This window comes from Actinomadura syzygii (assembly GCF_008085905.1).
Classification (GTDB): domain Bacteria; phylum Actinomycetota; class Actinomycetes; order Streptosporangiales; family Streptosporangiaceae; genus Spirillospora; species Spirillospora syzygii.
Genome location: NZ_VSFF01000001.1, coordinates 383,623 through 409,204, shown reverse-complemented (window position 1 = coordinate 409,204; position 25,582 = coordinate 383,623). Strand labels below are relative to the sequence as shown.

At 69.3% G+C, this 25,582-nt stretch carries 21 protein-coding genes and 1 pseudogene; 9 read left to right on the top strand and 13 right to left on the bottom strand.

Going from position 1 to position 25,582, the window contains the following annotated elements:
• Positions 1-5: 5 nt before the first annotated feature.
• Positions 6-455 (bottom strand): hypothetical protein, encoded by a 450-nt coding sequence (locus tag FXF65_RS02065; RefSeq protein ID WP_148347892.1) that lies wholly within the window; start codon positions 453-455, stop codon positions 6-8.
• A 411-nt stretch (positions 456-866) separates the two neighbouring features.
• Here FXF65_RS02065 and FXF65_RS02060 point away from each other — a divergent pair, with 411 nt between their 5' ends.
• A complete protein-coding gene (locus tag FXF65_RS02060; RefSeq protein ID WP_148347891.1) occupies positions 867-1,520 on the top strand; it encodes a GAF domain-containing protein in 654 nt (217 codons plus the stop codon).
• Positions 1,521-1,720: 200 nt separating this feature from the next.
• Here the strand turns inward: FXF65_RS02060 and FXF65_RS02055 are convergent, their stop codons facing one another.
• Complete coding sequence (locus tag FXF65_RS02055; RefSeq protein ID WP_148347890.1) at positions 1,721-1,948, bottom strand: hypothetical protein; 228 nt, start codon at positions 1,946-1,948, stop codon at positions 1,721-1,723.
• Positions 1,949-2,213: 265 nt separating this feature from the next.
• Here FXF65_RS02055 and FXF65_RS02050 point away from each other — a divergent pair, with 265 nt between their 5' ends.
• The gene (locus FXF65_RS02050) at positions 2,214-2,417 is read left to right on the top strand and encodes a cold-shock protein (RefSeq protein ID WP_067900481.1); all 204 of its coding nucleotides are present in this window, start codon (positions 2,214-2,216) and stop codon (positions 2,415-2,417) included.
• Positions 2,418-2,611: 194 nt separating this feature from the next.
• Positions 2,612-4,324 carry a DEAD/DEAH box helicase gene (locus tag FXF65_RS02045; protein ID WP_148347888.1) on the top strand — a complete coding sequence of 571 codons (1,713 nt, stop codon included), beginning with the start codon at positions 2,612-2,614 and terminating at the stop codon, positions 4,322-4,324.
• Between the two features lie 17 nt (positions 4,325-4,341).
• On the opposite strand, the gene FXF65_RS02040 is transcribed toward FXF65_RS02045, so the two are convergent.
• Positions 4,342-5,667 carry a metal-dependent hydrolase family protein gene (locus FXF65_RS02040; RefSeq protein ID WP_148347886.1) on the bottom strand — a complete coding sequence of 442 codons (1,326 nt, stop codon included), beginning with the start codon at positions 5,665-5,667 and terminating at the stop codon, positions 4,342-4,344.
• A 192-nt stretch (positions 5,668-5,859) separates the two neighbouring features.
• A complete protein-coding gene (locus FXF65_RS02035; RefSeq protein ID WP_222868323.1) occupies positions 5,860-7,329 on the bottom strand; it encodes an MFS transporter in 1,470 nt (489 codons plus the stop codon).
• Positions 7,330-7,461: 132 nt separating this feature from the next.
• Between FXF65_RS02035 and FXF65_RS02030 the strand changes: the two genes are divergently transcribed.
• On the top strand, positions 7,462-8,346 hold the full coding sequence (locus FXF65_RS02030) for a helix-turn-helix domain-containing protein (protein WP_148347883.1): 885 nt from the start codon (positions 7,462-7,464) through the stop codon (positions 8,344-8,346).
• 6 nt (positions 8,347-8,352) lie between these two features.
• Positions 8,353-9,129: an SDR family NAD(P)-dependent oxidoreductase gene (locus FXF65_RS02025; RefSeq protein WP_148347881.1), complete on the top strand. Its 777-nt coding sequence runs from the start codon at positions 8,353-8,355 to the stop codon at positions 9,127-9,129.
• A 39-nt stretch (positions 9,130-9,168) separates the two neighbouring features.
• Here the strand turns inward: FXF65_RS02025 and FXF65_RS45025 are convergent, their stop codons facing one another.
• Both FXF65_RS45025 and FXF65_RS46090 read right to left on the bottom strand, forming a co-directional pair.
• Positions 9,169-9,633: a GNAT family N-acetyltransferase gene (locus FXF65_RS45025; protein ID WP_246198342.1), complete on the bottom strand. Its 465-nt coding sequence runs from the start codon at positions 9,631-9,633 to the stop codon at positions 9,169-9,171.
• A 519-nt stretch (positions 9,634-10,152) separates the two neighbouring features.
• Positions 10,153-10,437: pseudogene (locus FXF65_RS46090) on the bottom strand (alpha/beta fold hydrolase); the annotation flags it as partial.
• A 176-nt stretch (positions 10,438-10,613) separates the two neighbouring features.
• Between FXF65_RS46090 and FXF65_RS02015 the strand changes: the two are divergent.
• Positions 10,614-11,207: a TetR/AcrR family transcriptional regulator gene (locus tag FXF65_RS02015; protein WP_148347879.1), complete on the top strand. Its 594-nt coding sequence runs from the start codon at positions 10,614-10,616 to the stop codon at positions 11,205-11,207.
• A 92-nt stretch (positions 11,208-11,299) separates the two neighbouring features.
• Here the strand turns inward: FXF65_RS02015 and FXF65_RS02010 are convergent, their stop codons facing one another.
• Positions 11,300-12,163, bottom strand: coding sequence for an alpha/beta fold hydrolase (locus tag FXF65_RS02010; protein WP_148347877.1), 864 nt, complete (start codon positions 12,161-12,163; stop codon positions 11,300-11,302).
• Positions 12,164-12,502: 339 nt separating this feature from the next.
• Here FXF65_RS02010 and FXF65_RS02005 point away from each other — a divergent pair, with 339 nt between their 5' ends.
• Together FXF65_RS02005 and FXF65_RS02000 are read left to right on the top strand one after the other, a co-directional pair.
• The gene (locus FXF65_RS02005; RefSeq protein ID WP_148347875.1) at positions 12,503-14,545 is read left to right on the top strand and encodes a tetratricopeptide repeat protein; all 2,043 of its coding nucleotides are present in this window, start codon (positions 12,503-12,505) and stop codon (positions 14,543-14,545) included.
• A 208-nt stretch (positions 14,546-14,753) separates the two neighbouring features.
• On the top strand, positions 14,754-16,418 hold the full coding sequence (locus tag FXF65_RS02000) for a carboxylesterase/lipase family protein (RefSeq protein WP_148347873.1): 1,665 nt from the start codon (positions 14,754-14,756) through the stop codon (positions 16,416-16,418).
• Positions 16,419-16,531: 113 nt separating this feature from the next.
• Here FXF65_RS02000 and FXF65_RS01995 read toward each other — a convergent pair whose 3' ends face one another.
• Entirely contained in the window at positions 16,532-17,071 is a 540-nt protein-coding gene (locus FXF65_RS01995; protein WP_148347872.1) for a methyltransferase family protein, read from the bottom strand.
• Positions 17,072-17,075: 4 nt separating this feature from the next.
• Positions 17,076-18,356, bottom strand: coding sequence for a glycosyltransferase (locus tag FXF65_RS01990; protein ID WP_148347870.1), 1,281 nt, complete (start codon positions 18,354-18,356; stop codon positions 17,076-17,078).
• 54 nt (positions 18,357-18,410) lie between these two features.
• Here FXF65_RS01990 and FXF65_RS01985 point away from each other — a divergent pair, with 54 nt between their 5' ends.
• Positions 18,411-18,884 carry a MarR family winged helix-turn-helix transcriptional regulator gene (locus tag FXF65_RS01985; RefSeq protein WP_187412031.1) on the top strand — a complete coding sequence of 158 codons (474 nt, stop codon included), beginning with the start codon at positions 18,411-18,413 and terminating at the stop codon, positions 18,882-18,884.
• 202 nt (positions 18,885-19,086) lie between these two features.
• On the opposite strand, the gene FXF65_RS01980 is transcribed toward FXF65_RS01985, so the two are convergent.
• The 4 genes from FXF65_RS01980 to FXF65_RS01965 all read right to left on the bottom strand — a co-directional run bounded on the left by FXF65_RS01980 (position 19,087) and on the right by FXF65_RS01965 (position 24,864).
• On the bottom strand, positions 19,087-20,142 hold the full coding sequence (locus FXF65_RS01980; RefSeq protein ID WP_222868321.1) for a TIGR03118 family protein: 1,056 nt from the start codon (positions 20,140-20,142) through the stop codon (positions 19,087-19,089).
• A gap of 1,073 nt (positions 20,143-21,215) precedes the next feature.
• Positions 21,216-21,545, bottom strand: a complete 330-nt coding sequence (locus FXF65_RS01975) for a helix-turn-helix domain-containing protein (protein ID WP_148347865.1) — start codon at positions 21,543-21,545, stop codon at positions 21,216-21,218.
• Complete coding sequence (locus FXF65_RS01970) at positions 21,542-21,850, bottom strand: type II toxin-antitoxin system RelE/ParE family toxin (protein ID WP_342787270.1); 309 nt, start codon at positions 21,848-21,850, stop codon at positions 21,542-21,544. The genes FXF65_RS01975 and FXF65_RS01970 overlap by 4 nt, the downstream gene beginning before the upstream one ends.
• 818 nt (positions 21,851-22,668) lie before the next feature.
• Positions 22,669-24,864 (bottom strand): tetratricopeptide repeat protein, encoded by a 2,196-nt coding sequence (locus FXF65_RS01965; protein ID WP_187412030.1) that lies wholly within the window; start codon positions 24,862-24,864, stop codon positions 22,669-22,671.
• Between the last annotated feature and the right edge of the window lie 718 nt (positions 24,865-25,582).

Here is a 25,582-nt window from a genome sequence, read left to right as displayed (position 1 = left end):
GGCGGCTACTGGTCGGCGGGGGCCGCCTCCGGTTGCCACCAGGTGAAGGAGTGGATGTACCAGCGGCCGTCGCGGGCGGGACGCCGGCCGTAGGTGAGGGCGACGATGCCGCGGCCCGGCCCCCGGTCCAGCGCGCGGTGCGCCGACTCCAGCGGGGTGGGGAACGCGTTGTAGATCTCACCGAGCAGCAGCCGCGCCGACGCCCGCAGCTCCAGTCTCAGGTGGATCGGCTCGCGGGCGCGGGTGGCGGTGCGGGCCAGGAACTCCTGGACGACCGCCGTCATGTGGTCGGTGAGGTCGCCCGCCGCCGGTCCGAGGCCCCACCTGCGCAGGGCGCCGTGGACCGTCCGGCGGGCCTGCGCGGTCGCGTCCCGCCCGGCCGGCAACTGCCATCGGCCGATGCGCAGCACCGGCCCCGGGTCGTCTTCGGCGGCAAGCTGTGCGGACGCGCTCACTGGGCTCTCCGATCAAGAAACAGTCCTGGACCGGGGAAGGGCCACACTGCCGATCTCACGGGACCAGGCGCGGTTCTGCCGTTGCTGCCGCGTTGGTTCCCACTGCGCGCCGGGGCATGCGAGGCCCGTTCCCGGTCGTCGCGGACCGGTTCCGATGTCGCCGGGGACGGCCGGCAGAGCGGCCCGCGCGGGGAACGGCCTCGGCATCGCGAGTGTACGTCACCGGACGCGGCGCGACCCTCCCCCCGGGGGTTCCGGGCGTACACTCGGGGCCGACGAGGGTTTCTCGATGCGGGCGGCCAAGCACGCGTCCCCTGGTTTCTCGACGCTCGGTCCTCCTCGGGCCGGTCGGGTCCGGCGCCCCGTCGCCGTCACGCCGTCCCGTCCCGGGTGCTGAGGTCACGAGGGGGAATGCGGGATGACGACATGACCGGCGACGATCTTGCGGTGACCCTGTGGGGTCCGCCGAACACGACCGGGAGCGCCGCCGACGGGCGGCGGCTCGCCGCGTCGTTCGACCTGATGAGGGCCGTCCTGGACGGGACCTCGCTGACCGGCCTGCTGACCCTCGTGGCCGAGCGCGCCCGCGCCATGGCCGACGTCCCGCTGGCGTTCGTCGCGCTGCCCGCCGAGGACGCCAACACCCTGCGGATCGCCGTCGCGGTCGGCGAGGGCGCGGGCCGGCTCCGCGGGCTGACGGTGCGGCGCGGCCGGTCGATGCTCGGCCGGGCGTTCAGCTCCCGCCGGGCGCTGTCCGCGCGGATCGCCGCCGACCAGACGCTCACCGAGCTCCCGCCTGGACCGATCCTGATCCTGCCGCTGGACACCGGGGAGGCGACGCGCGGGGTGCTCGCCGTCCTCGGCCGGCCCGGCGCGGGGCCGTTCAGCCCGGCCGCCGCGCGCCATCTGCTGCTGTTCGCCGACACCGCGGCCCGTCTCGTCCAGCTCGCGGAGGACAGGCGGGCGGCCGCTCGGCCGGACGAGCCCGCGCAGACGGGGATCGTCCCGCCGCCCGCCACCGTCCACGCGAACGTGACGCCGCCGGGCGGGGATCACGGCGGGTGATGTCACGGCTGCGGAACGACATTCCAGGAGCTGTCGGCCGTTGAAGTGACGGCCGTCGAGTCGGCCGCCGGTGAACCGGCGGTTACGAGACCCTCGGTCGGTGAACAGTGCCCGGCCGGTTGGGAAACATCAGGCCATTTCTCCGGGACGGACGCCGGTCCCGGAGTTTCCCGGACGTTCCGCGCGTGCCGGGCATCGACTCAGAGCTTGAAGAGCTTCGCGTACGGGGCCGGAATCCGGACCTTGCTGGAGCCGAAATCGACGACGACGGCGCCGCCGGCCTCGACCTCGACGACGCGTCCGAGGCCGTACTTGTCGTGGGTGACCTGGTCGCTCGGCTCGAACTGCTGGACCGGCGGAGCGGCTGACGGAGGCGGGAAAGGGCTGGTCGGCAGGTGCCGCCGCCGGGTGGGACGGGAGGAGTTCATAACCGCAGTATGCGCTGTGGACGGGAGCCGCGTAGGGTCACCCCGGCAGTTGACGCCGAATCGATCCCGCGTCGCGACCCGGCCGCCGTCCAGATCCCCCTGCCTGTGGTACCGTGCGGGAGTTGCGGTTCCCATAGACATGTTCATGCGCCTGTCGGATCTGACCTCAGGCGCATTTTTTGTTGTTCTGGATCTTCCGGATGGGCCATCGCGGCGTTTTCGCCCGCGCACGGTGTGCGGGCGAGACCGACCAGAAGGAGACGACATGGCCACCGGTACGGTCAAGTGGTTCAATTCCGAAAAGGGCTTCGGCTTCATCGAGCAGGACGGCGGCGGCGCCGACGTCTTCGCTCACTACTCGAACATCGCGACGCAGGGCTTCCGCGAGCTGCAGGAGGGCCAGAAGGTGACGTTCGACATCACCCAGGGCCAGAAGGGCCCGCAGGCGGAGAACATCGTCCCGTCTTGATCGTGTAGGCCGCGCGGCGGCCGGCTCCTCGGGGCCGTCCGCCGCGCGTGCCGTCCGTCCAGATTCGCCGCACGGCCCGCGGCTCGCATTCCGCCCGGCCGGCATCCGGTTCGTTCTTGAGAACCCTCCGCGCCCCGTGTGGCGCAGCGGAGCACTTCCTCGACACGCGCCGCTTCGAGGAAGGCTCGACCACCATGCCTGACGACTCCCGGCAGACTCCGCGAAAACGTTCGTCCGCGCCGCGCCAGCGTCCCGGACGCCGCCGCGCGGCGCGTCCCCGCGCCGACGCCGCCGCCCGCCCACGTGCCGAGGCGGCCCGTCCCGCCCCGTCCGTCGCCTCGCTGCCGCCCGTCGAGTCGTTCGCCGACCTGCGGATGCCCGCGCCGCTCCACACCGAGCTGGCCAGGCAGGGCGTGACGTCCCCGTTCCCGATCCAGGCGGCGGCGCTGCCGAACGCGCTCGCCGGACGGGACGTCCTCGGCCGCGGCCGCACCGGCTCCGGCAAGACCCTCGCCTTCGGCCTCGCCCTGCTCGCCCGCACCGCCGGGCACCGCGCCGAGTCCCGCGCGCCGCTCGCGCTCGTCCTCGTCCCCACCCGTGAACTCGCGCAGCAGGTCGCGGGCGCGCTGGAGCCGTACGCCGACGCCGTCGGCCTGCGGGTCGCGACGGTCGTCGGCGGCATGTCGCTCGTCCGGCAGGCGAACGCCCTCGCGCGCGGCGCGGACGTCCTGATCGCCACTCCCGGACGCCTCGCCGACCTCATCGAGCGCGGCGACTGCCGCCTCGACCGGGTCCGGACGACCGTCCTGGACGAGGCCGACCAGATGACCGACATGGGCTTCCTGCCGCAGGTCACCCGGCTTCTCGAGCAGACGCCCGGCGGCGGGCAGCGGATGCTGTTCTCCGCGACGCTGGACAAGAACGTCGACCAGCTCGTCCGCCGGTTCCTCAGCGACCCGGTCACCCACTCGGTCGACCCGCCCGCCGGGGCCGTCGGCACGATGGAGCACCACCTGCTGCACGTCACGGACGCCGACAAGCACGAGACCACCGTGCACATCGCCGCCCGCGACGAGCGCGTGATCATGTTCGTCGGCAAGAAGTACGCGGCGGACCGGCTCGTCCGCAAGCTCACGACCCGCGGCGTCCGCGCCGCGGCGCTGCACGGCGGCAAGACCCAGTCGCAGCGCAACCGCGCGCTGGACGGCTTCCACGCCGGGGACGTCACCGTGCTGGTCGCCACCAACGTCGCCGCCCGCGGCATCCACATCGACGACCTCGACCTCGTCGTCAACATCGACCCGCCGGACGACCACAAGGACTACCTCCACCGCGGCGGCCGCACCGCCCGCGCGGGCCGGACGGGAACCGTGGTCACGCTCGTCCTCCCCGACCAGCGGCGCGACGTGAACGACCTGATGGCGCAGGCCGGGATCCGGCCGAGCTCGACGGACGTCCACCCGGGCGCCCCGGAGCTGTCCCGCATCACCGGCGCCCGCGAGCCGTCCCGCCCCGCCCCCGCCGCCCGGGAGACCACCCGCAAGCCCGCCTCGGACGCCGGTCGCAAGGCCGCTCCGGGCACCAAGCGCAACGCCGCTTCGGACGCCGGGCGTAGGGCCGCTCCGGGCACTGGGCGCAAGGCCGCTTCGGACGCCGGACGCAAGCCCGCCTCGGACGCCAGGCGGAACGCCGCTTCGGACGCTGGGCGTAAAACTGCTCCGAACGCCGGTCGCAAGGCCGCTCCGGATGCCGGGCGCGACGCCGGGCAGGGCGGCACCGGGCGCGACAGCGGACGTCCGCGGAAGCGGCGTTCGGCCGCCGTGCAGGGCGGTCGTCCGCAGAACGCGCACGACGCGCCCAAGCGCAACCCTCGCCGCGCCCGCCGCCCGTCCTCCTACAACACCTGACCGACCCCGGAACCGCGTCATGGCAGGGTGTTCTTGTAGATCCGGCCGTCCTTGACGATGACCTTCAGGTTGGCGGCGGGATCGGCCAGGACGTTCAAGTCCTTGGTGGGATCGCCGTCGACCAGGAGGAGGTCGGCCCAGGCGCCCTCCGCGACGACGCCCAGCCGGGCCAGGTGCGGCGTGTCCCCGTACGCGGCGACGTCGGCGGCGGTCGGGACCTGATACGGGTCCCGGGCGCCGGACTCGCGGAACAGCTCGGCGTTCCCGGACGTCGCCATCCTCAGCCCCGCCACCGGACCGCCCGCAAGCCCGGCCAGCCGCGCGACCATCTCGCTCTGCGCGGTGCTCTTGGCCGGGTCCAGCATCAGGTCGGTGCCGAAGGCGAGCCGCACGCCGTGCCGCAGCGCCCATCCGAAGACGCGCTCCACGCCCTGGCACACCCGCCGGTTCTTCGCCGCCGAGGCCGGGTCGGCGTAGTGGTGGTCGCTCTCGGCGAACGGCTGGGTGCACAGCCAGACGCCGTGGTCGGCCATGAACCTGAGGTCGTCCTCCTCGGCGAGATGGCCGTGCTCGATCACCCGGACGCCCGCGTCGACCGCCCGCCGGATCCCGGCGCCGGTGTAGACGTGGACCGCGACGTAGGTGCCCCAGTCGGACGCGGCCCGCACCCCGGCGCGCAACTCGTCCGGGGTGTACTGGAGGACGTCCAGGTGGTCGTAGGCGGACGCGACCCCGCCGCCCGCCATCATCTTGACCTGCGAGGCGCCCTTCCTGAGCTGCTCGCGCACGCCCGCCAGCACCTGCGCCGTCCCGTCCGCGATCCGCATCAGCCCGAGCTGCTCCGCCCGCGCCGGAGTCCCGCCGAGGACGGTCGGGACGTCGTAGACCATGCCGAAGTCGCCGTGCCCGCCGGTCTGCGACAGCCCCGCCTGGCTGGAATAGATCCGCGGCCCCGGCAGGAGGCCCGCGTCGATCATCCGCTTGAGGTCCCCGGTGTCGCCCGCCATGTCCCGGACGGTGGTGAACCCGCGCATCAGCATCGCCTCGGCCTCGGCGGCGCCCTTCAGGTACCCGACGCCCGCGCCGCCGAGCATCAGCTCGCTCCGCGTCGCACCGGCCAGCAGGACGTGCGCGTGCGCGTCGCTGAGCCCGGGGACGAGCGTCCGCCCGCCTCCCTCGATGACCGTCGCCCCGGCCGGGACCTCCGTCGGCGGCCGGTCGCCCACGTGCTTGATCTTGGCGCCCTCGACGACCACGTGCCCGGGGCCGACGCGGTCGCGCACGCCGTCGAAGATCCGCACGTCGCGGATCACGATCCCGCCGTCCGGACGCCGCTCGCTCATCACCGAACGGTGCCCGCGCGGCGTCCCCCGGACCGGTGGTCACCGAACGCTTGCCCACCCGCGCCGAAACCTTTGCGCGGACACCGCCGCGAAGCCTCCGCGCGTCCGATCCCCTCGCCCTGCTGCGCCGGGTGACCGGCGGGACCCGCGCCGTCGGTCCCCGGCCGGTAGACCCGGACGGGGACCGCGTGCTCATGCCGAGGCGGGGTCGGTCGCGGGCTCGGCTGCCGGTTCCGCGTTCGTCCGCCGCAGGAAGGCGGCGACGAGGGCGGCGGCGGCGAGGCAGGCCAGGGCGTTGACGAGGATCGCCAGGCGGACGCCGCTCAGGACGGTGTCCGCCGTCTCGACGCCGCCGAGGGCGTGGACGCGGGCCGCGACGATCGTGCTCATGACGGGGATGCCCATCGTGATGCCGATCTGCTGGCTCATCGTCGCGAGGCCGCCCGCGAGGCCCTGCTCCTCGTCCGGCAGGCCGGACGTCGCGGTGACCATGAAGCCGACGATCGCCACCAGGTTCGCGACGCCGCCCGCGAACGTCGCGACCAGCAGCAGCGCCATCCACTTGGTGTCGGGGCCGAGCAGCGCCAGCGGCAGGGTCGCGGCCGTCTGCACAGCGAAGCCGAGCATGAGGGTCCGCTTCGTGCCGACCCGTCCGATGACCTTCGGCGCGAGCATGCCGCCGAGGACCGTCCCGAGGCCGAGGAGCGCGAACGACAGCCCGGCCGACAGCGGCGAGAACCCGAGCACCTTCTGCGTGTAGAGGGTCAGCAGGAAGACGAGCGAGGTCTCGGTCGCGAAGGCGAGCAGTCCGGCGACGTTGCCCCAGGCGATGCCGCGCCGCCGCAGCAGCGGCATCGGCACGAGCGGGGCGGCGACGCGGGTCTCGACCAGCCAGAACGCCGCCAGCAGCACGACCCCGCCAAGCAGCGCGGCGAGCACCAGCGAGTCGCCCCACGACTCCTCGCTCGCCCTGGTCAGCCCGTACACGATGGCGAGCAGCGCGAGCGTGACGGTGAGCGCGCCGAGGACGTCCAGCCGCGGCCGCCGGGACGGCCTGCTCTCCGCCAGCACCAGCGGCGTCACGACGAGCACCGCGACGGCGACCGGCACGTTGATGAAGAACGCCCAGCGCCAGCTCAGCTGGTCGGTCAGCACGCCGCCGAGGATCGCGCCCGTCGTGAACCCGGCCGCCATCAGCGCGCCGTTCAGCCCGAGCGCGCGGTCCCGCAGCGGACCGGACGGGAACGACGTCGTCAGCAGCGAGATGGCGGTCGGCGTCACGGCGGCGGTGGCGAGGCCCTGCGCCGCCCGCGCGGGCAGCAGCCATTCCGGGGATTCGGCGAGCCCGCCCACCAGCGAGGCGACGCCGAGGAGCGCCATCCCCGCCATGAAGACGCGGCGGCGGCCGAACAGGTCGCCGATCCGGCCGAAGAGGAGGGTGAATCCGGCGGCGCACAGGGCGAACACGGTCGCGACCCATTGCAGGTTCGCGAGGCCGAGACCGACGCCCGCGCCGATGTCGGGAAGGGCGACGTTGAGGATGGAGAAGTCCACGGCGAGCGTGAAGCTCGCGCTGAGTAGGACGAGCAGGACGATCCGCTGCGCGCGGCTCATCCCGGCGGCCTCCCGCTCGGTGCCCGTCCGTTGATCGATGCTGGTCATGCGCCCTTTCCTTCAGTCCAGGAGCGTTTCCCGGAGCACGCTAGGCATGATCGCGGGCGCCAACCAGAAACTGGACTTCCTGGCACTGACAGGGATAGGTAGGGCCGCCGCGCCCGTGCATAGGCTGGGCGCATGGCCGAGAGTGAAAAGCAGACCCCGCTGGGCGAGTTCCTGCGCAGCCGCAGGGCAGCCCTGAAACCGGACGACGCGGGCGTCGTCTCGTACGGGGCCCGCCGGGTCCCGGGCCTGCGCCGGGAGGAGCTCGCCCAGCTCGCGGGCGTCAGCGCCACCTACTACACGCGGCTGGAGCAGGGGCACAGCGTCAACGCCTCGCCGGCGGTGATCGACGCCCTCGCCCGGGCGCTGAACCTGGACGCCGACGAGCGGGCGCACCTGCACGAGCTGGCCAGGCCCACGCCGGGGAAGCGGCGGCGGCCGTCCCGTCCCGCGACGGCCCGGCCGGGGGCGCGGCAGCTCATCGACGCCATGGGCGGCGACGTCCCGGCGGTCGTCCTCGGCCGCCGCACCGAGGTGCTCGCCTGGAACGATCTCGGGCACCTGCTCCTGGCCGGGCACTGCGCCGCCGACGCGCCGGACCGTCCGGCCGACCGTCCGAACCTCACCCGGATGCTGTTCCTGGACGCCCACCACCGCGACCTCTACACCCGCTGGCAGGAGGAGGCCACGCGCGCGGTCGCGTCCCTGCGGGTGGTGGCCGGACGCTTCCAGGACGACCGCGACCTCGCCGAGCTGATCGGGGAGCTGTCGATGCGCAGCCCGGAGTTCGCGTCGCTGTGGTCGAAGCACCCGGTCGCGACCTGCGCGTCGGGCACCAAGTACTTCCGCCATCCCGAGGTCGGCGAGCTGGCGCTCCAGTTCGAGGCGCTGCACCTGCCGGACGACTCGGGCCACCGGATCCTCATGTACAGTGCCGCGCCCGGCTCACCGTCCGAGGCCGCCCTCCACCTCCTCCGCGCGAAGGTCACCGAGACCTCCGTGCCCGTCCGGACCAGGTGAGACGAGATGGATCTGCTGCTGTCGGGAAAGGTCTTCATCGTCACCGGCGCCTCGGCGGGGATCGGCGAGGCCACCGTGCGCGTGCTGGCCGAGGAGGGCGCGAGCGTGCTCGGCGTCGCGCGCAAACCGCCGGAGGAGTGGGGCGACCGCGTCTCCGGCCTCGCCGCCGACGTCACCGACCCGGAGGCCGCGCGGACGATCGTCCGTACCGCGGTCGAGCGCTACGGACGGCTCGACGGGCTGGTCAACAACGCCGGAGGCGTGACGACGCGGTCGAGTTTCCTGGACGTCTCCGACGATGACTGGCGCGACACGTTCGACCTCAACCTGTTCTCCGCCGTCCGGTTGAGCCGCGCCGCGATCCCCGAGCTGCTCGCGCACGGCGGCGCGTTGGTGCACGTCGCCAGCGAGGCGGCCCGCTTCCCGGACGCCTCGCTCGTCGACTACGCGGCGGCCAAGACGGCGTTGCTCTCGATCTCCAAGTCCCTCGCGGGGGAGTACGGCGGGCGCGGCATTCGCTCCATGATCGTCACGCCCGGCCCGACCCGCACGCGGCTCTGGGACGAGCCGGGCGGGTTCGCCGACCAGTTGGCCGAGCGGTACGGCAAACCGGTGGAGCAGGCCATCGAGCATTTCATCGGCACCGTGCGAGACCTGCCGACCGGCCGCCTCGGCACGGCCGACGACGTCGCCCGGGTCATCGCCTACCTGCTGTCGCCGCTGGCCGTCCAGGTGACGGGCGCCGAGTGGGCGATCGACGGAGGCGCTCTCCGCCAGCTCTGATCGGGGGACGGGTCGGACGGGTTAGCTGGGGCGGACGGGTCAGACGCCGAAGGCGGCCGGGTAGCGGATGGTGCCGGACGGGACGGGCTCGGAGGCGTCCAGGACGAGGGCCATCAGGTTCTCGTCCGGCACCTCGAAGGACGTGCGGATGCCGAACTCCGAGGCGCGGCGGAAGCCGAACCTCGGGTAGTACTCGGCGTGGCCGAGCACGACTACCAGGTTCTCGCCCATCCGGCGGGCGGCCTCCAGCGCGGCGCGGATCGCCGCCGACCCGGCGCCCGTCCGCTGGTGGGACGGGGTGACCGCGCAGGGCCCGAGGGCGAGCGCCGGGGCGTCCCCGACCCGGCAGCGGGTCAGCAGGGCGTAGCCCGCGGGCGTGCCGTCGTCGGCCTTCTCGGTGATCAGCGAGAGGCCGTCGATCCAGGCGTCCGGGTCGGCGCGCAGCGCCTCGACCAGGTCGGCCTCCTCGGCGGTGGGGAACGCGGCGAGGTTGATGTCCCGGATCGCGGCGACGTCGTCCGGCCCCTCGGCGTGCGTGCGCCAGCCGGGTGCGTGGGCGAGCCAGTGGCGGCGGAGGTGGGGGACGAGGTCGTCCGGACGCTCGTCCGGGAAGAACAGCTGCGCGCCCGGAACCTCGACGACGCCGGTCGCGCCGGGGATCGCGTCCTTGAGCCAGTGGGCCCAGCGGACGTCGAAGAACGGGTCGCCCGTCCCCCAGACGACGAGCGTGGGCGCCTGGAGGGACCGCAGTGCCGGTTCGGCGGCGAGCAGGTCGTCCGGCGTCAGGGCGAGGAGGAACCGCTCGAACTCGCGGGCGTTCTCCGGGGTGCCGAGGACGGGTTCGAGGTAGGCGCGGAAATCGGCCTCGGCGACGTCCTCGGGCCGCTCGAACCCGGTGCCGAGCGCCCCGCGCAACAGCGCGGGATCGGCGAGCACGGCCGCCGCCGACCGCGACAGCGCGCCGGACGCGGCCAGCTCCACGGTCGGCTTGAACGCCTCGGGCGGGACGTTGTCGTGGACGTCGCAATTGGTGAGCGTCAGCGTCCTGACCTGCTCGGGGTTGCGGGCCGCGAAGATCTGCGCGACGGCGCCGCCGGTGTCGTTGGCGACGAGGTCGACCGCGTCCAGCCCGAGCGCTTCGCAGAAGTCCTCGACAACTTGGGCCAGCGCGCCGAGCGAGAAGTCCTGCCCGGGACGCGCTGGGCTGCCCCCATGCAACGGGAGATCCAACGCAACACACCGCCGCAGATCAGCAACCTGCGGAACGACCTTGCGCCACAGATGGCTGTTGGTGCCGACTCCATGCACGAACAGGGCCACCGGCCCGGACCCGGTGTCGGTGTAGGCGATCGTCCCGGAAGGGGTGGTGACGGTCTGGTGCTCGGTCACGGACGCCTCCTGGCCTTCGTACGCGAAACCGACCGATGGTCGGTTTCGATACACTAACCGACCGACGGTCGGTTCGGCAATCCGGGAGGCTGACGATGGACGGACACCAGTCCCCGCGCGGACGGGCGACCCGCGACCAGCTCATCGCGATCGCCACCCGCCTGTTCGCCGAGCGCGGCTACGAGGGCGCCTCGATCGGGGCCGTCCTGGACGAGTCCGGCATGAGCAAGGGCGCGCTCTACCACCACTTCGACGGCAAGGACGCGCTGTTCGCCGCCGTCCTGGAGTCGGTGGAGGCCGACATCTCCCGCAAACTGGCCCGCGCGGCGGCTGGTGCCCCCGACCCTCGGGCCGCTCTGCACGCCGGCTGCCTGGCCTGGGTACGGCTGGCCGGAGACCCGGTGGTGCGGCGGATCGTCCTGATCGACGCCCCGTCCGTCCTGGGCTGGCAACGCTGGCGCGAGATCGAGGAGCGCTACGGCTTCGGCATGGTCAAGACGGCACTCCGCGCGGTGGCCGACCAGGGCGCCCTGCCCGCTGACCTGGTGGACCCGTTCGCCCACATGCTCCTGGCGGCCTTGAACGAAACCGCCCTGACCGTAGCCCGCTCCACCGACCGTCCGGCCACCACCAAGACCGCCGAGTCCGCCCTGACCGAATTCCTGACCCGCCTCCTCCCACCCCCTTGATCGCTCGCCCCGAGCACCCGCAAGGGGCCGCCTTTGGGGTGGCCCCTTGCGGTGTCGGTTCGGATCAGGTCAGTGGTTCGTTGTCCGGGTCGTCAGGCGAGCGCGCGTGGGAGGAAATCGCGGATGAGGTCGGCGATCTCGCGTCCGTGGGTGTCCAGGGCGAAGTGACCGGCGTCCAGGAGGTGGATCTCAGCGTCGGGCAGGTCACGGGCGTACGCCTTGGCGCCCTCGGGTCCGAAGATCTCGTCGTTGCGCCCCCAGGCGATCAGGGTGGGCGGCCGGTGGGTGCGGAAGTATTCCTGGAAGGCCGGATAGCCGTCGAGGTTGAACTGGTAGTCCCAGAACAACTGAAGCTGGATCTCCTTGTTGCCGGGCCGGTCGAGGTATGCCTGGTCGAGCGTCCAGGTGTCAGGTGACACCAGCTCCAGGCGGTCGATGGGCACACCGTGGGTGTACTGCCATTTCGTGGCCTCGGGCTCCAGCAGCTTGCGGACGTCGGCCTCGTTCGCCTGCCGGTCCTTCGCATGGGCGAACAGCACGTCCCAGAAGGGCGTGAAGCCCTCCATGTAGGCGTTGCCGCTCTGGCTGATGATGGCGGTGACCCGATCGGGGGCGCGGCTGGCGATGCGCAACCCGATCGGTGCGCCGTAGTCCTGGATGTAGAGCGCGAACCGGTCCAGCCCCAGCGTGTCGAGCAGGGCGAGCGTGATCTCCGTAAGTTTCTCGAAGCTGTAGTCGAACTCGTCGACGGCGGGCATCGCCGACTGGCCGAAGCCGATGTGGTCAGGGGCGATGAGGTGGTAGTCGTCGGACAGATCGCGCAGCAGCTCCCGGAACATGGCCGAACTGGTGGGGAAGCCGTGCAACAGAACCAGGGTCGGCTTGGCCGGATCGCCCGCCTCCCGGTAGAAGACGTCGAGCCCCTGGATCTGGACGGTGTGGTGACGGACGTTCATCGTGCGTGTTCCTTTCGATGGTTCCGAAGATGACCGCGGCGGCGATCAGGGAGGCGGAACGGGAGCGAGGAAGATCCCGGCCGAGAAGTTGAGCCCGAACGACACCACCTGCACCCCGACCGCCACCCCGACAGCCCGTCTCCGCTTCATCAGGGATCCTTCTAACTGATCAAACGACTTACAACGGTTAGAGTTATGCCAGCAGAGACCTAACTTGTCAACCACACTTAGTCAGTTAGGGCGAACCTGCGTGGCGCAGACACCGACGGATGAACCCCTGCCGCGCCCCCGGGGCATGGCGGCGCACCCATCCAAACGATCTCTGGTACGACTGGGCGGATGTCCGCGAATGCCCCGCAAGGGCCCACCGAATCCGAGCTCCGCGCCGCCGCTGAGACGGGAGACCCGCAGGCCGGTGTGGAATACGCCAGGTTCCTGATGGCCGGTCCGGCCAAGGACGTGGACGGGGCCATGCCGTGGCTGGAGCCCGCCGCACTCGCGGGCGACGCGTTCGCCGCCCGAACTCTCGCCATCATGATGCGCGACAGGGGCGAGTACGAACGGGCGGAGCGCTGGTATCGCGCCGCCGCAGACCATGACGGCGGCTGCGCGTTCGGCCTGGCGACCTTGCTGGAAAAATCCGGAGATCTTGCCGGAGCGGCCGAGTGGTACGACCGGGGCGCCGCCCTGGGCAGCCTGGAGTGCGAGACCAACGGCGCGGTCCTGCTGGCTGGTCAGCACCGGAAGGACGAAGCCGTGGCACGGCTGGAGGAGGCGGAGCGGAAGGGCGATCACGTCGCCGGGGACGCGCTGAGCCAGATGCACGGCCTCTTCGCCGACATCCAGGAGTGCGACGACCTCCTCGACCAAGCCGAACAGGACGAGGACGATCTGGACTGGGCGTTGGACTCTGTTCGCGATCTGCGTGACCGGGCCAAGGACTTCAGGAGGTATCCCTGGTACCTCGATGACGCGCTGTCGGTGTACGACAAGGCCGCCGAAGTGGCGCAGGACGACGCTCCTCTGGTCTGGAAGGCGCTGCTGTTGGTCAAGCTCGACCGTTGGAACGATGCACAGAGCGCTCTGGAGAAGGCGGCGGAGCGTTTCCCGGAGTCGGGCTTCGCGCCGTACGTCCACGGACTCATGCAGCGTGAGCACGGTGACCTGGACAAGGCCGAGAACTGGCTGCGGCGCGCGGTGGATCTCGGCCAGCCCGAGGCGATGTGGAACCTGGCCGTCCTCTGCCTGAATCAGCGGCGACTCGACGAGGCAGAGCGCTGGTACACGGCCTACGGCGAACGAGCGGACGATGAGAACGACAAGGACTACGAGGCCGGGCTGGAGCGCGTCGAGGAGTATCGCCGCCAGCCCGACAACCTGCTCGACGAGGCGGACGAGGCGCGGCTTCCGGACCTGCGCACCGCCGCGGAGACCGGCGACCTCTCGGCGGCCGCCGAACTGGCCCGGCTGCTCCGGCACAAGCGGGCGCTGCCAGAGGCCGTGAAATGGTTCCGCGTGGCGGCCGAGGACCTCGACCCGCAGACGAAGCTGGAACTGGGCGAGCTCCTGTACGACGTCTGCGGCGCCGACGCGGAGCAAGTGATCGAGTGGTTCCTGCCCGCCGCCGAGGTTGCCCATGAACGTGCTGGTGCCGCTCCGGTAGCCGATCCCGCGGATGTGGACCTGATCGAACAGGTCGGACGGTTCTACCTGGACGCCGCGGATCAGTTCAAGGCCGAGAAGTGGCTGCGGCGCGCCGCCCGGCTCGGTCACGGCAAGGCCGCCTGGTGGGCCGGGTCGCGTTCGGACGAGTACGGCGACCGGCAGGAGGCCGAGCGCATGTGGGCGCTCGCGGCCCAGGGAGGTGTCGCCTGGTGCGGCTGGCTCGCCGGGCGAAGCATGGTCCGGCGCGGGGCGTACGCCGAAGCCGAGCCGCTGCTGCGGATCGCGTGGGACGGCCGCGAGGAGCAGGAGCCGCTACACGAGGCGGCGTACTGGTTGGGCCTGTCTCTGCGCGGCCAGGAACGGTTGGACGAAGCCTCCGACTGGCTGCGCACGGCGGTCGAGGTGCATCCGTCGGTGCGGAGGGGCTACAGCGGTTTCATGGCGACTTCGCTGTTCGACCCGCGCTCGGACCTGGCCGAACTTCTCTGCGACCTGGAACTCGACGACGAGGCGACCGCTCTGGCGGACGCCCTCCTCCAGCAGCATCCCAAACACCGCGTCGCGCACCGCGTCGCCGCGCGGATCGCCGCACGACGCGGCGACCCGGAGGCGGCCCGCGCCCACCTGGAACATGTCGTGGACGCCCCGTCCGAACTCCGAGAGGGCGTCACCGCCGAAGAACTCAAAAGACTCTTCAACGCCGTCCACCCTCGGTAACGACTACCCGCCCGCCCCGCGAGGGCCGGAAGCCGTCATTGGCGTCAGTGCGCCGTCCCGCACTCTGCGTTTCCCAATGCGACTTCACCGCAGGTCGGGCAGGAAAGGTAGAGCTAGGTCTACCGGAGATCTAGAGGAAAGGCTCCTGTGCCCGTGTGCCGGTCCCGGCGACTGTAGAGGCAGTCGATTCAACGAGACGGGAGCCGTCATGGACACAGATCGGAAGCGGCACACGCGGAAAAGGTCGCTGGCCGTTATTGGCGGTCTCGCCCTGATAGGGCTCGGGGTGGCAGGCCCCGGCGAGACCGGGCTCGGCGGGATCGCGCTGGCGGCCAGTCCGGTGCCCGGTGGTGACGGTTCGCTGGTGGTCACCGACAAAGGCCCGGTGCGGGGCAACGTCAGCGCGGACCACCGGGAATTCCTCGGCGTCCCGTACGCGGCACCGCCCGTCCGGTGGGGCTCGCCGCGTCCGGCGAAGCCCTGGAAATCACCGCGGGACGCGACGAAGCCCGGCAACGCGTGCGCCCAGAACGAGGGGTTTTTCGGCGAGAAGGCGAGCGACAGCGAGGACTGCCTCTACCTGAACGTGACCACGCCACGCCGACCCGCTGCCAACGGCAAGCGGCTGCCGGTAATGGTATGGATCCACGGCAGCGGATTCCGGAATGGTTCCGGCGCCCTGTACCGCCCCAAGGAAATGGCCGTGCGCGGCGACGTAATCGTCGTGACCGTGAACTACAGGCTCGGGATCTTCGGCTTCCTCGACCACCCGTCGCTGGACGGCGGCCCGGCCAGGAACCGTTCTGGGAACTTCGGCCTGGAGGACCAGCAGGCCGCCCTCCGTTGGGTGCGCGACAACGCGGCGGCGTTCGGAGGCGACGCCCGCAACGTCACTGTGTTCGGCGAGTCGGCGGGCGGGGTGAGCACGTGTTCGCAGCTCACAGCCCCGGGTGCTGCGGGCCTCTTCCAGCGGGCGATCGTCCAGAGCGGCCCGTGCACGGTCGAGAACTGGCCCGACTGGGACGGGACGCTCGAACCGTCCGGCGCTTGGCTGCCGCGTGCGCGGAGCAAGGCCGAGCGCCAGGGCCAGACGGTGGCCGCCAGACTCGGCTGCCCCACTCCCGCCACGGCCGCCGCATGCCTACGCGCGCTACCGACGTCGAAACTGCTGAAAGAGTCGGAGTACGGCTTCGCGCCGGTGTACGGCGGCGGAGGCGTGCTCCCGTACTCGCCGAAGGAAGCGCTGCGCGAAGGGAATTTCGCGAAGGTCCCGGTCATGTACGGCATGACGCGCGATGAATACCGGACGTTCGAGGCCGCGCAGCAGCTAATGGGCGTCCCCCCGCTGGCGGACCAGGCGGATTACGCCGCCCGCGTACGCGCCTACGTCGGCGCGGAGAAAGCACCGAAGGTGCTGGCCCAGTATCCGCTCCGGAACTACGGTTCGCCGAGCGAGGCATGGTCCGCTCTCGTCACGGACGCCACGTTCGCCCGCTCGGTGACGGACCTCGGCCAATCCATCGCAAGGCGCGTGCCCGCATACGCCTACGAATTCGCCGACAGCAAGGCACCGTGGGTCACGGACGTGGGAACCCCCGGCTTCCCAACCGGCGCCTTCCACGCCGCCGAACTGCAATACCAGTTCGACACCGACTATTTCAACGAAGGCCAACTGAGCCCCGCCCAGCGGCGCCTGGCCGCCCAGATGACGGATTACTGGACGAGGTTCGCCCGCACAGGCGACCCCAACGGCAAGGGCGCGCCAACCTGGCAGGAGGGAAACATCACCCAGGTCCTCGCGCCCGGCAAGGGAGGCATCCAGCGAATCGATTTCGCAAAAGAGCACAAGTACGCCTTCTGGAAGGCCCTTTGACCAGGGGAGCGGCGTAAACGGTCGATGCTTCACCCCGCGGCCGACGGCAGACCGACTGCCGTCGGCCGTACCGAACGAACCCGTCCGAGAACAGGTGCACATCGTGGGTGATTTCAGTCTGCGGCAGGGTGACCGGGGTGGCCGGGGTGATCGTCCGGGTGGAATGGGCGGAGCCTGGGCAGCCAGCCTGGTACGGCTTGGGCGTACTGCTCGTATTGGGTGCCAAAACGGGCCCGGAGCGCGCGCTGCTCGTACAAATGCACGAAGGCGACCATGACGGCGGTCGCGGTGGCGAGATACCACAGGAGTATGCCGCGCTGGAGGATGAGCGTCTGTCCGGCGATCGTGGTGATGACCGCCAGGTACATGGGGTTGCGTACATGCCGATAGAGCCCGCCGACGACCAAATGTCGGGTCGGGGCGATAGGGGCGGGCGTGCCGAGTCCTTCGGTCACGAACCGGACGAAGGCGTGGACGAGTACGAGACTGCCCGCCGTGACCAGGACGATCCCGATGATGCCCAGCGGCACCGGCCACAGGAGATGGTGTCGCGGTCGCCAGCCGGTCAGCCACAAGGGCGTCAGGCCGGCCACGACACCCGGGGCGGCGGCGAAGAACAGGGCGCTGCCCAGCGTTGCGGACGGTGTGCGCATGCGGTCACCGTCCCTGAATCGGGGAGGGTGCCGTGGCGAGTTGCAAAATGGCTTCGGCGGCGCGTGCGGGGCCGTCGACGTCATCGTAGAGCCGCTGGATTCGCTGCGCCGCTTGCCGGTAGCGGTCGTCGGCGAGCATCAGCCGTGCCAGTGTGGCCAGCTTGGCGGTTCCGGCGTGACGTGGCGGGATCCGGTGGGCGGCGCCGTGGCGTTCCAACAATGCGACGTTGAGGTCCTGCTCGGAATGGAGTGGGATGCCCAGGGCAGGCGTCCCGGAGGCCATCGCGGTCTGCATGCTGCCCTGCCCGCCGGTCACGACCGCGAGGTCCACATGGGGCATGACCAGGTGGCTGGGCAGGACGGACTCGACCATCACCCGGTCGGAGGCGAGGTCTGCCAGGTCGTGGACGGTCGCCGCGACCAGGATGCGCGCGTCCACCCCGGCCAGAGCACCGATGACATCGCGGATCAGCTCAGGTCCGGTCGAAGTGAGCGCGACGTAGATGACCGGACCGGGCAGGTGGAGGGACGAGGCGACCCGCTCTGGTACCGGGATATCAAGATGGGCGTACAGCGGGCCGGTGTAGCGCAGCGTGGTGCCTTGCCGATAACGGGACCTGCCGCGCGGGCGCCAGGCCGCCATATCCGGCGCGGAAATCCCCACGACTTGCGGGATCTCCGGAACCAGCGTCAGGTCACCCAACAACAGCGCGAGCAGGCTGGGCACACCCTCGACGCCCAACTCGGCGGCGATCCGGTTGAAGCCCGCGCAGTGGTACCGCAGTCGCGGGATCGCGCAGTTAATGGCCCAGCGTGGCAGCGTCCCACCGAGCAGCCGCGGCAAACTACCCGGGGCGGGCACCAGGCCGCGCTCGAATACCGGGGGCACGAAACTGCCCGCGTGCTCGGTGACGAGCGGTATGCCGGCCAGCCGCGTTGAAAGCAACGCGGTCAACGTGAAGCCGGTCACCGCTACGGTGACGCGGTTAGCGCTGAAGTAGTCCGCCTCGGCGAGCACGTAAGACCGCAGCTCATCGTCGGTGTACATGCTCTGGTCGACGGGTCCGAGCCCTACGGCGGAACGGACGAACGCGGCGCTGCGCTCGGCGTTCATCGGCTGCCCGACCAAGTCGTACTCGACGCCCGCCGCCCGCAGCGCGCTCTCGTGCACGCCGCCGTGCGTGGCGATCCGGACCGCCGCACCGCGCTCGCGCAGCGCCCGGTGGATCTCCAGCATCCGCGTGGTCTCTGACAGGTACGCGCAGTTGGGAAGCAGACAGATCACGGCTCTCCGACCTCCGCAATATATTGGATGACGCAATCAGGTAATATATTGCACATGGACGTGCCAGGGAAGTCCGTGTTCGACATCGGGCCCGACTCGGACCTTGAGCCGTCGGTGCGCGCCTTCCGGATACTGCTGCTGGCGGGACAGCGGCTGCACCGTCTGATGGACCAGCGGCTACGCGCCGACGGGCTCACCACTCAGCAGGCCGCGCTGCTCACCGTGGTGACCGCGCTCGGGCAACCGTCTCTCAGCGAGGCCGCCGACGCCATGGGCACCACCCACCAGAACGCCGCCCAACTGGTAGCGGCCCTGACCCGCAAAGAGTTCCTGCGCGTCGAACCCGACCCGTCCGACCGCCGCCGCCGTCGCCTCATCGCCACCGAGACCAACGACCAGTACTGGCGCGGCCGCGACGCCGCAGACCACAACGCGGTCGCCGACTGGTTCTCCACCCTGACCGACACCGAACTCCAGACCCTCAACACCCTGGTCGAACGCCTACTCAAGTCCCTACCGGCCAACTGAAGACAACACCCCACGCGGTCGCACACCGCGCATTCCCATGCCGCGGACCGGCCACCCGATGACAGCTTGAGAGACCAGTGCCGTTGGAGACCGACGTCGCCGTCACTGATCCCCCCGTCGTCCCGACCTTCGGACCGCTGGACGGGCCGCTCGAAAGTGGGGACGGACCAGCGGCCGGTTCGGCCGCTGGTCGCGCCCGTGTTCAGTGCAGGCGGGCCTTGCGCAGCAGGCCGACGAGGCCGTGCGTCTCGTCGTTCGGGCCGGACGAGAACCAGACGGCGTCGGTGCCACCGGTCGTCTGCGTCCCGCGCAGAAGCGCCCACAGGCCGTCGATCTCGATCGGGCGGCCGCTCGGCCCGCGCAGCGCGCCCCGCCAACGGCCATGCGGGGTGAAGGCGTTGATCCGGCCGTCACCGAAGTTGCCGACGAGGACTTCCCCGGCGAAGTCCCCGAACGATCGGGGCGCGATCACCAGCCCCCACGGCGCGTTCAGCGGACCGCGCGAGGCGAAGCGGTGATGGGAGCGGCCGAACTGCCGGTACTTCACGACGAAGCCGAGCCCGGGGCCGGGGACGTCGTCCTCGGCGTCCGCGTCCTGCTTGGCGTAGGTGACGAACACGGAGTCGCCGAGGACGGCGACGTTGAACGGTGCGAAGCCCCGTGGGATCGACGGGTCGTCGAAGCTCCCACTGGGCAGCCTGAGGCGCCGGAACTTACCGTCGAAGACATCGATACGTCTGTTGTGGAAGTCGGTCGCCAGCAGGAACGCTCCATGGCGGGTGCGCAGCAGCGCCAGTCCCTTGTAGATGGCGCCGGGCGCCCCCGCCACGCGGACCGCGGTGGTCCCCGTGTTGCGGTTCCATGCGGTGATCGCGCCGCTCTCACTGCTGAAGATGAAGATGGCCGGCGCGCCGTTCACCGCGAAGTCGGCGGTGTCGTTGAAGACCTCTCCGGTGGGCGCGCCGCCCTCGACGGTGACCTCCAGCGCCTGCTTCGTCACGCCACCCGCGCCGCCGGCGTACACGGTGGCGACACCGGTGCCGTTGTTGGCGGCCCACAACGGCCCGGTCGGGCTAAGCGCCAGACCCCACGGGTTGACGAGCTTGGGATCCTGAAGACGCGCCCGCCCCGGAATGTCGGAGACCAGATCGGTCTGTGTGAACCGGGTGCGCCAGCCCGATCCGTCGGCGCGGTCCGGGGTCCCGGCGGACGCGGGACCGGTCGGGGCCATTCCTGCCAGCAGGGCAAGAGCGGCCATGAGAATACCTATGGTTTTTCGCATTCAGATCTCCACTGAATCGATCAGCCGGTCTGGACGGACCGCGGCGATCATTACCCCGGCCATGTTCGGCGAACCCGCCTGCCACCCCACGCGACGAAACCCTGACCAACAACAACGGCCGCTTTACGTTCGGACCGATCGGCACACCCGGGCCCGGACACCCAACCTCATGAGGCGGAACAACCACCTCGGCCCACCCAGACACCCAACCCGCGAGCTGGCTGCAGGAAGTCAGGGCAAGAAACCCGGAGCACAGGCCCGTCCAAGGTCAGAGCACCGGAAGCCCCGCGGTAGCGATCGCACCGCTTTCGCCCGCCCAACCACGTACGGCGACCGTCCCGGGCCCTAGTAATCGTGTCGGCATATGGGATCGGCCGCGAGCCAGGAGATTGATGACCGCCCCTCAACGGCGGCGTCAGACCCCTACACCTTTACATCAAACCGCCCCAAATTAGATTGGCTGGACACCGCGACCCGCTCTCGGCCATGAATCTCATGAGCTAGATCAGCCTCATGCAAAAGGTGCATGCCTCGGCAGCATTCCATCCTCGGCATCCACTAATGCGACCTTGTCAAGGAATGCCCAGCCTGAATATCGCCGATAAAGCGTGTGAGGGTCAGCACGCCTCCACCGTCCCCGATGCCGGACAACGCAGCCTGTGTGATGCCTGCGAGCTCGACCACCTCTGCATGGGTGGTTCCCGGCGGCGCCCGCAGACCATGTCGCCGAGCGGATGCCGTCGCGCAATGCTTTGGTGTGATCTTCATCGAGCATGGGGCCCTGGTCGGGGGCGAGCCAGCTTCGGTGGGCTCCCGAGCGTCCGCTGCGGTCCAACGTCCGTCGCAGTCAAGATGAAAGCCCCGGGCCACATGGCTCCGGGGCTTTTGCGCTGTTCAGGAGGTGGGTAGGGGCGGGGTCGAACCGCCGACCTTCGTTTTCAGAAGTGGCAACCGCCCTGCGGGTACCCCGTCAACCGAGGTCAAACGGTGCCCGATGTGCGCCCGTGGTGCTGCTTGGTTGGTGTCGGTGCCGTCAGCGGGCGGTGCTGTCAGGCGACCTTGATGGAGTGGGGGCCGACGCTGATGGTGATGTCCACGTGTCCGCCGAGGGCGGTGGCGTAGGCGCGAAGAGTCTCCAGCTCCATGGCTTCGAGGTTGCCGTTCTCGATCTGTGAGACGCGAGATTGGCTGACGCCGAGAATCTGGGCGACTTCGGCTTGTGTCTTGCCGATGGCTTTGCGGAGTTCCTTGAGGTGGTGGCCTGCGACGTAGGCGTCCAGCTCGGCGCGTGCCTGGGCCTGACGTTCGGGAGCGGCCAGTTCGGGGTTGCGACGGTGTGCTTCGGCCTTGATGTCCTGCCAGCGGCGTCCGGTGCTCATCGCCCCGCCTCCTTGTCCTTCGCTGCCCGGTACTCGGTGTAACGGGCTTCGGCCAGCGGGATCGCGTCGTCGTACCAGCGGGACCACTGCCCAGCCTTGTCTCCGGCTACCAGGAAGATCGCGGCGCGGTCCGGATCGAAGACGAACAGCATGCGGATCTCCGATCTCCCTCGGCTGCCAGGGCGCAGTTCCTTGAGGTTGCGCAGCCCGCTGTGTCCCAGAGTGTCGACGAGCGGCCGTCCCAGTGTCGGCCCAACCTCAGCCAGCCTGTCGATGGCTTGCTCGATCAACGCTTCGGTGTCCACTTCGGACTCACACAACGTTGAGGAACCAGCTCTCGACCGGTTCGAGAAGGACGGCGTCCCAGGACACCTCATCAATATAACCTTTAACTCATACTGAGGGTCGACTGTCCGCTTCTTGACGATGGATGTTGCCGTCGAACACAACGGCCCCGGGCCATGTGGCTCCGGGGTGTTTCGACTGGTCAGATGGTGTGGGCAGGGGCGGGGTCGAACCGCCGACCGTCCGCTTTTCAGAAGTAACAACCACACTGCCGTCGTTTCGTCCGCCGAGGTGGGACGGTGCCTGACAAGCACCCGTTATGCCGATGATGGCCGGCATTGCCGTCAACGTTGCCGTCATCCTCAGCACCCTCTACCAGGTAAAAGGTGCTCTGGACATGCGGAATCTCAGGGCAGAGCCAAAATGAATTATGGCCGTCTCCGCTGAGATGCCGATGGGGTGTGCCGCGTCCTAGCCCTCCGTTTGTCTACGAGCCTGGCGTCTTCGTGAGCGGAGCTCTTCGCCGGGTCGCGTCTTAGGTGACCCTTAGCAATGGCTGGCAACTCAGGCAAGCCTCGATGTTCCCGTCGATCGTGGCCCCCTGGTTCGAAGGCGCTTGGCTATCTGAGGATGCTGACTCGGTGACCGGTTCTTTGGCCAGGCAAACCAACTGATGCCCTGGACTCTCCAGGCTCAGCTTCTGCTGTGCGATGCTGCGATTCCCGATTCCAAGGACTGCTAGATCTGGCTGGCCGGATGCCGCTTCAGTTCGCCCGCATCGCATTCACTTTCTATTTCGTGCATCATGGTCCCGCGGTGAATTTTCTACCAAACGGATCTACTCTTGTTCAGCCTTTTTTTGCCAATATGCAAGGGCGTTGCGAATAGAGGCGACGTCGCGCTTGGGACCGGGGAGCTTCATCACCTCGGTCAGCAACTCTTCGAAAGCGGCGGCCGCCCCTATCGCATCTCCTGCTTCACCCCGCCAGCCTGCCAGACAATATCGAGTGGTTATGGTTTTGATATGTGCGGGGCCCAGGACTCGCATCTCGTCAGCTAACAAGCTTGCGAAAGTGGCGGCAGCTCCGGTCGCATCCCGTGACACTCCCCGCCAATGTGCCAGGTTGTGGCGAGTATCAAAGGTGTCGGGATGGTCGGGCCCCAAAACCCGCAGTCGATCGGCTAACAAATCCTTAAATGAGGCAACGGCCCTCGCCGTGTCACCTGTCTGGCCGATCAAAACCGCCATGCTGTGGCGGACCGCCAGGGTATTGGGATCATTGGGGCCCAGCACCCGGTCTATTTCGATCAGTAAATCTTCAGTAGCAGCTAGCCCACCCACCGCATCACCCGCCAGCCCACGCCACTGTGCCAGGACCCCACGGCTCGTAAGAGTGTCGCGATGGTCGGGACCTAACAGGCGCTCCATATCAACCAGTATCTCCTCCAATGCAGCAACAGCGCTCGCCACATCGCCACTTCTCCCCATCAAATCCGCCAGGTTGTGGCGAACGGACAGGAAATGGTGGTCGTCAGGATCCAACACTCGCCGCATATCGACTAGCAGCTCCTCGAATGCAACTGTAGCGCTCGCCATATCACCCGCTTTCCCCTGCCAATATGCCAACGCGTGGCGAAGAGACAAGGTGCCTATGTCGTTGGCGCCTAGGTGCCGGGTAGCAGAAAGGAGGAGGTCGGTGTGAGCGGTAACGGCGGCGGCGACCTGACCTCTCTTACCCAAACTGCTAGCAGCGTACCCAAGTACGTTGTAGGCGCCGATGGTGGAACTCCAGAGAACGCTGTCGGTATTCTGATGGAGAGCAGCTGTGTTTGCGCGCAGGACCTGGCCAAGTTGGTCACGCTCCACAGAGGGCCACACCGACAACAAGGAATAGGCGGCGACGTCGACTATGTTGGCGAATAGTTTGGAGCCGAAGCCGACCTGCGCAGCTATATTGTCGCGAGTGGCGCGCTGTACCAATTGGTGAACGCGGACCTCGCGATAGGTCGATGTGCGATCGTGATCGATCAGGCAGTGGCGGTGCAGCACCCGCAGCGCCTCATCAACTAATTCGCCGCTCATGCTATTTGTCTGCGGAATGTGGGGCATGTAGTCGGCCAGGTACTCCAGGGCAGGAGGGCTTGCCAAGACAAACTGAGGAATGGCGCCAGAATCCAGGACGCTGAGAAGATAGAGAACTGGCCGGGCCAGCCCGGCTGGTTCAGCCCTATTGGCTTGATCAATGGACAATTCCCAGGTGGCCGCAACGATTCGCTCGTGATCATCAGGCAGGAACATTTCGCTCGGCAACGCACCGGACAGCAGTCGAGTCGCTAGCAGTCGACGGTATGTTGCAAAGTCGATGTCAGCGTTGCAGATATACGTGGCGGCTTGTGCCAACGCTAGCGGCAGATAGCCCAAATCTCGTGCGAGAGCGCTGACCTGAACAGTGTCGATAGCTTGCTCTTCGAGCTTCGCCGACAGATACGAGCAGGCCTCCTTCTCAGTAAAGGTGCCGATCTCGACCATGCTCCGCTCAACGGCCGCAAGAGCGGAGTCGCGGAGCCGGGTGGTGACCACTACCTGCCCAACGGCCAGTGAGGTGGCGGCCGCTGGCCACAAGCCCCGCAGGGCACCTGGGCTGCGCACATCGTCCAGCACCACCAGCCATCGTTGTGTCGTGGTCTCCGTCCACGTCATGAACTCCCGCGCCGCCCGTTCAGGATCGTCGCGGTCCGCCAACGGCAGGCGAAGGCGCAGTGCAGCATCCGCATAGGTAGATATCACGTCGTCGCGGGTTGCGGCATTTACCCATAACAGAACTTCTACCCCCCGTTGCAAGGCGCTGCGGGCGTGGGCAGCAGCCAGCTGAGTCTTCCCGACCCCGCCCATCCCCACCAGCACGTAGGTCGCGGCTTGTGTCAGGGCCACCGGGCCGTTCTCATCCGGCGTTGCGTTCAGCCGGATGGCCGCTTGCCGATCCTGATAACAATCCGCTGGTCGCGGAACAACTCCGACCCGGACTTGCTCCACGACCGCCTGCGACCGTGCAGGATGAGCCGCGGTCGATCGGCCACCCCTTCGCCTCTGCCGTTCGGCCCTAGCTCGCCGCCACGCCATATCCCACCAACCATCAGGCTCCGTCACATACTCCGGTGTCTCATGGTTCGCTCGGTCGCGCAGAAACCTCACCAGCCACCGCGCGGTCCTGACCTCCGAGGGAACGTTCTTGCCGTTTAGCCAGTCACTCCACGACGAAGACGTCACCTTAATCAGCGGAACCTGGGCAGCGCCCAGCCGCCCTATTGTCGCGCTGGTCGGTTTGCCCGCTGCCGTATACAGCGCTCGCAAAGCCCGCGCCCACGTGTCGGTCGCGTCCAGCGGCTCACCCACGGATCTGTACCTCCTGCATCTGCGGTGATCCGGACCAGAGTTGTCGGGAAAGGCCTGATTCGTGCCTCCGCCCGAACTCATCAGCCTGCCTTGCTTCACCACCAGCATGGGATGAAATCGGAAACCTTCCAGCCCGGCCCCATCAACGGCGAACGGACGTGTCACCGAATCTTGGCCTCGCTTTCGGCAACCGCGGGGCCGACCGTAGGCCGCTGGCGACAGCTGGGGCATGCCTGGGACAGACAAGAACGGCCTCTGACCATGAACAGGCCAGTCAGGGGCCGTTCTGCTGTTTGGTGAGGTGGGCGGGGGGTAAAACCGCCGACCTTCTGCTCTACAACTATGGCAACGCTCCCGC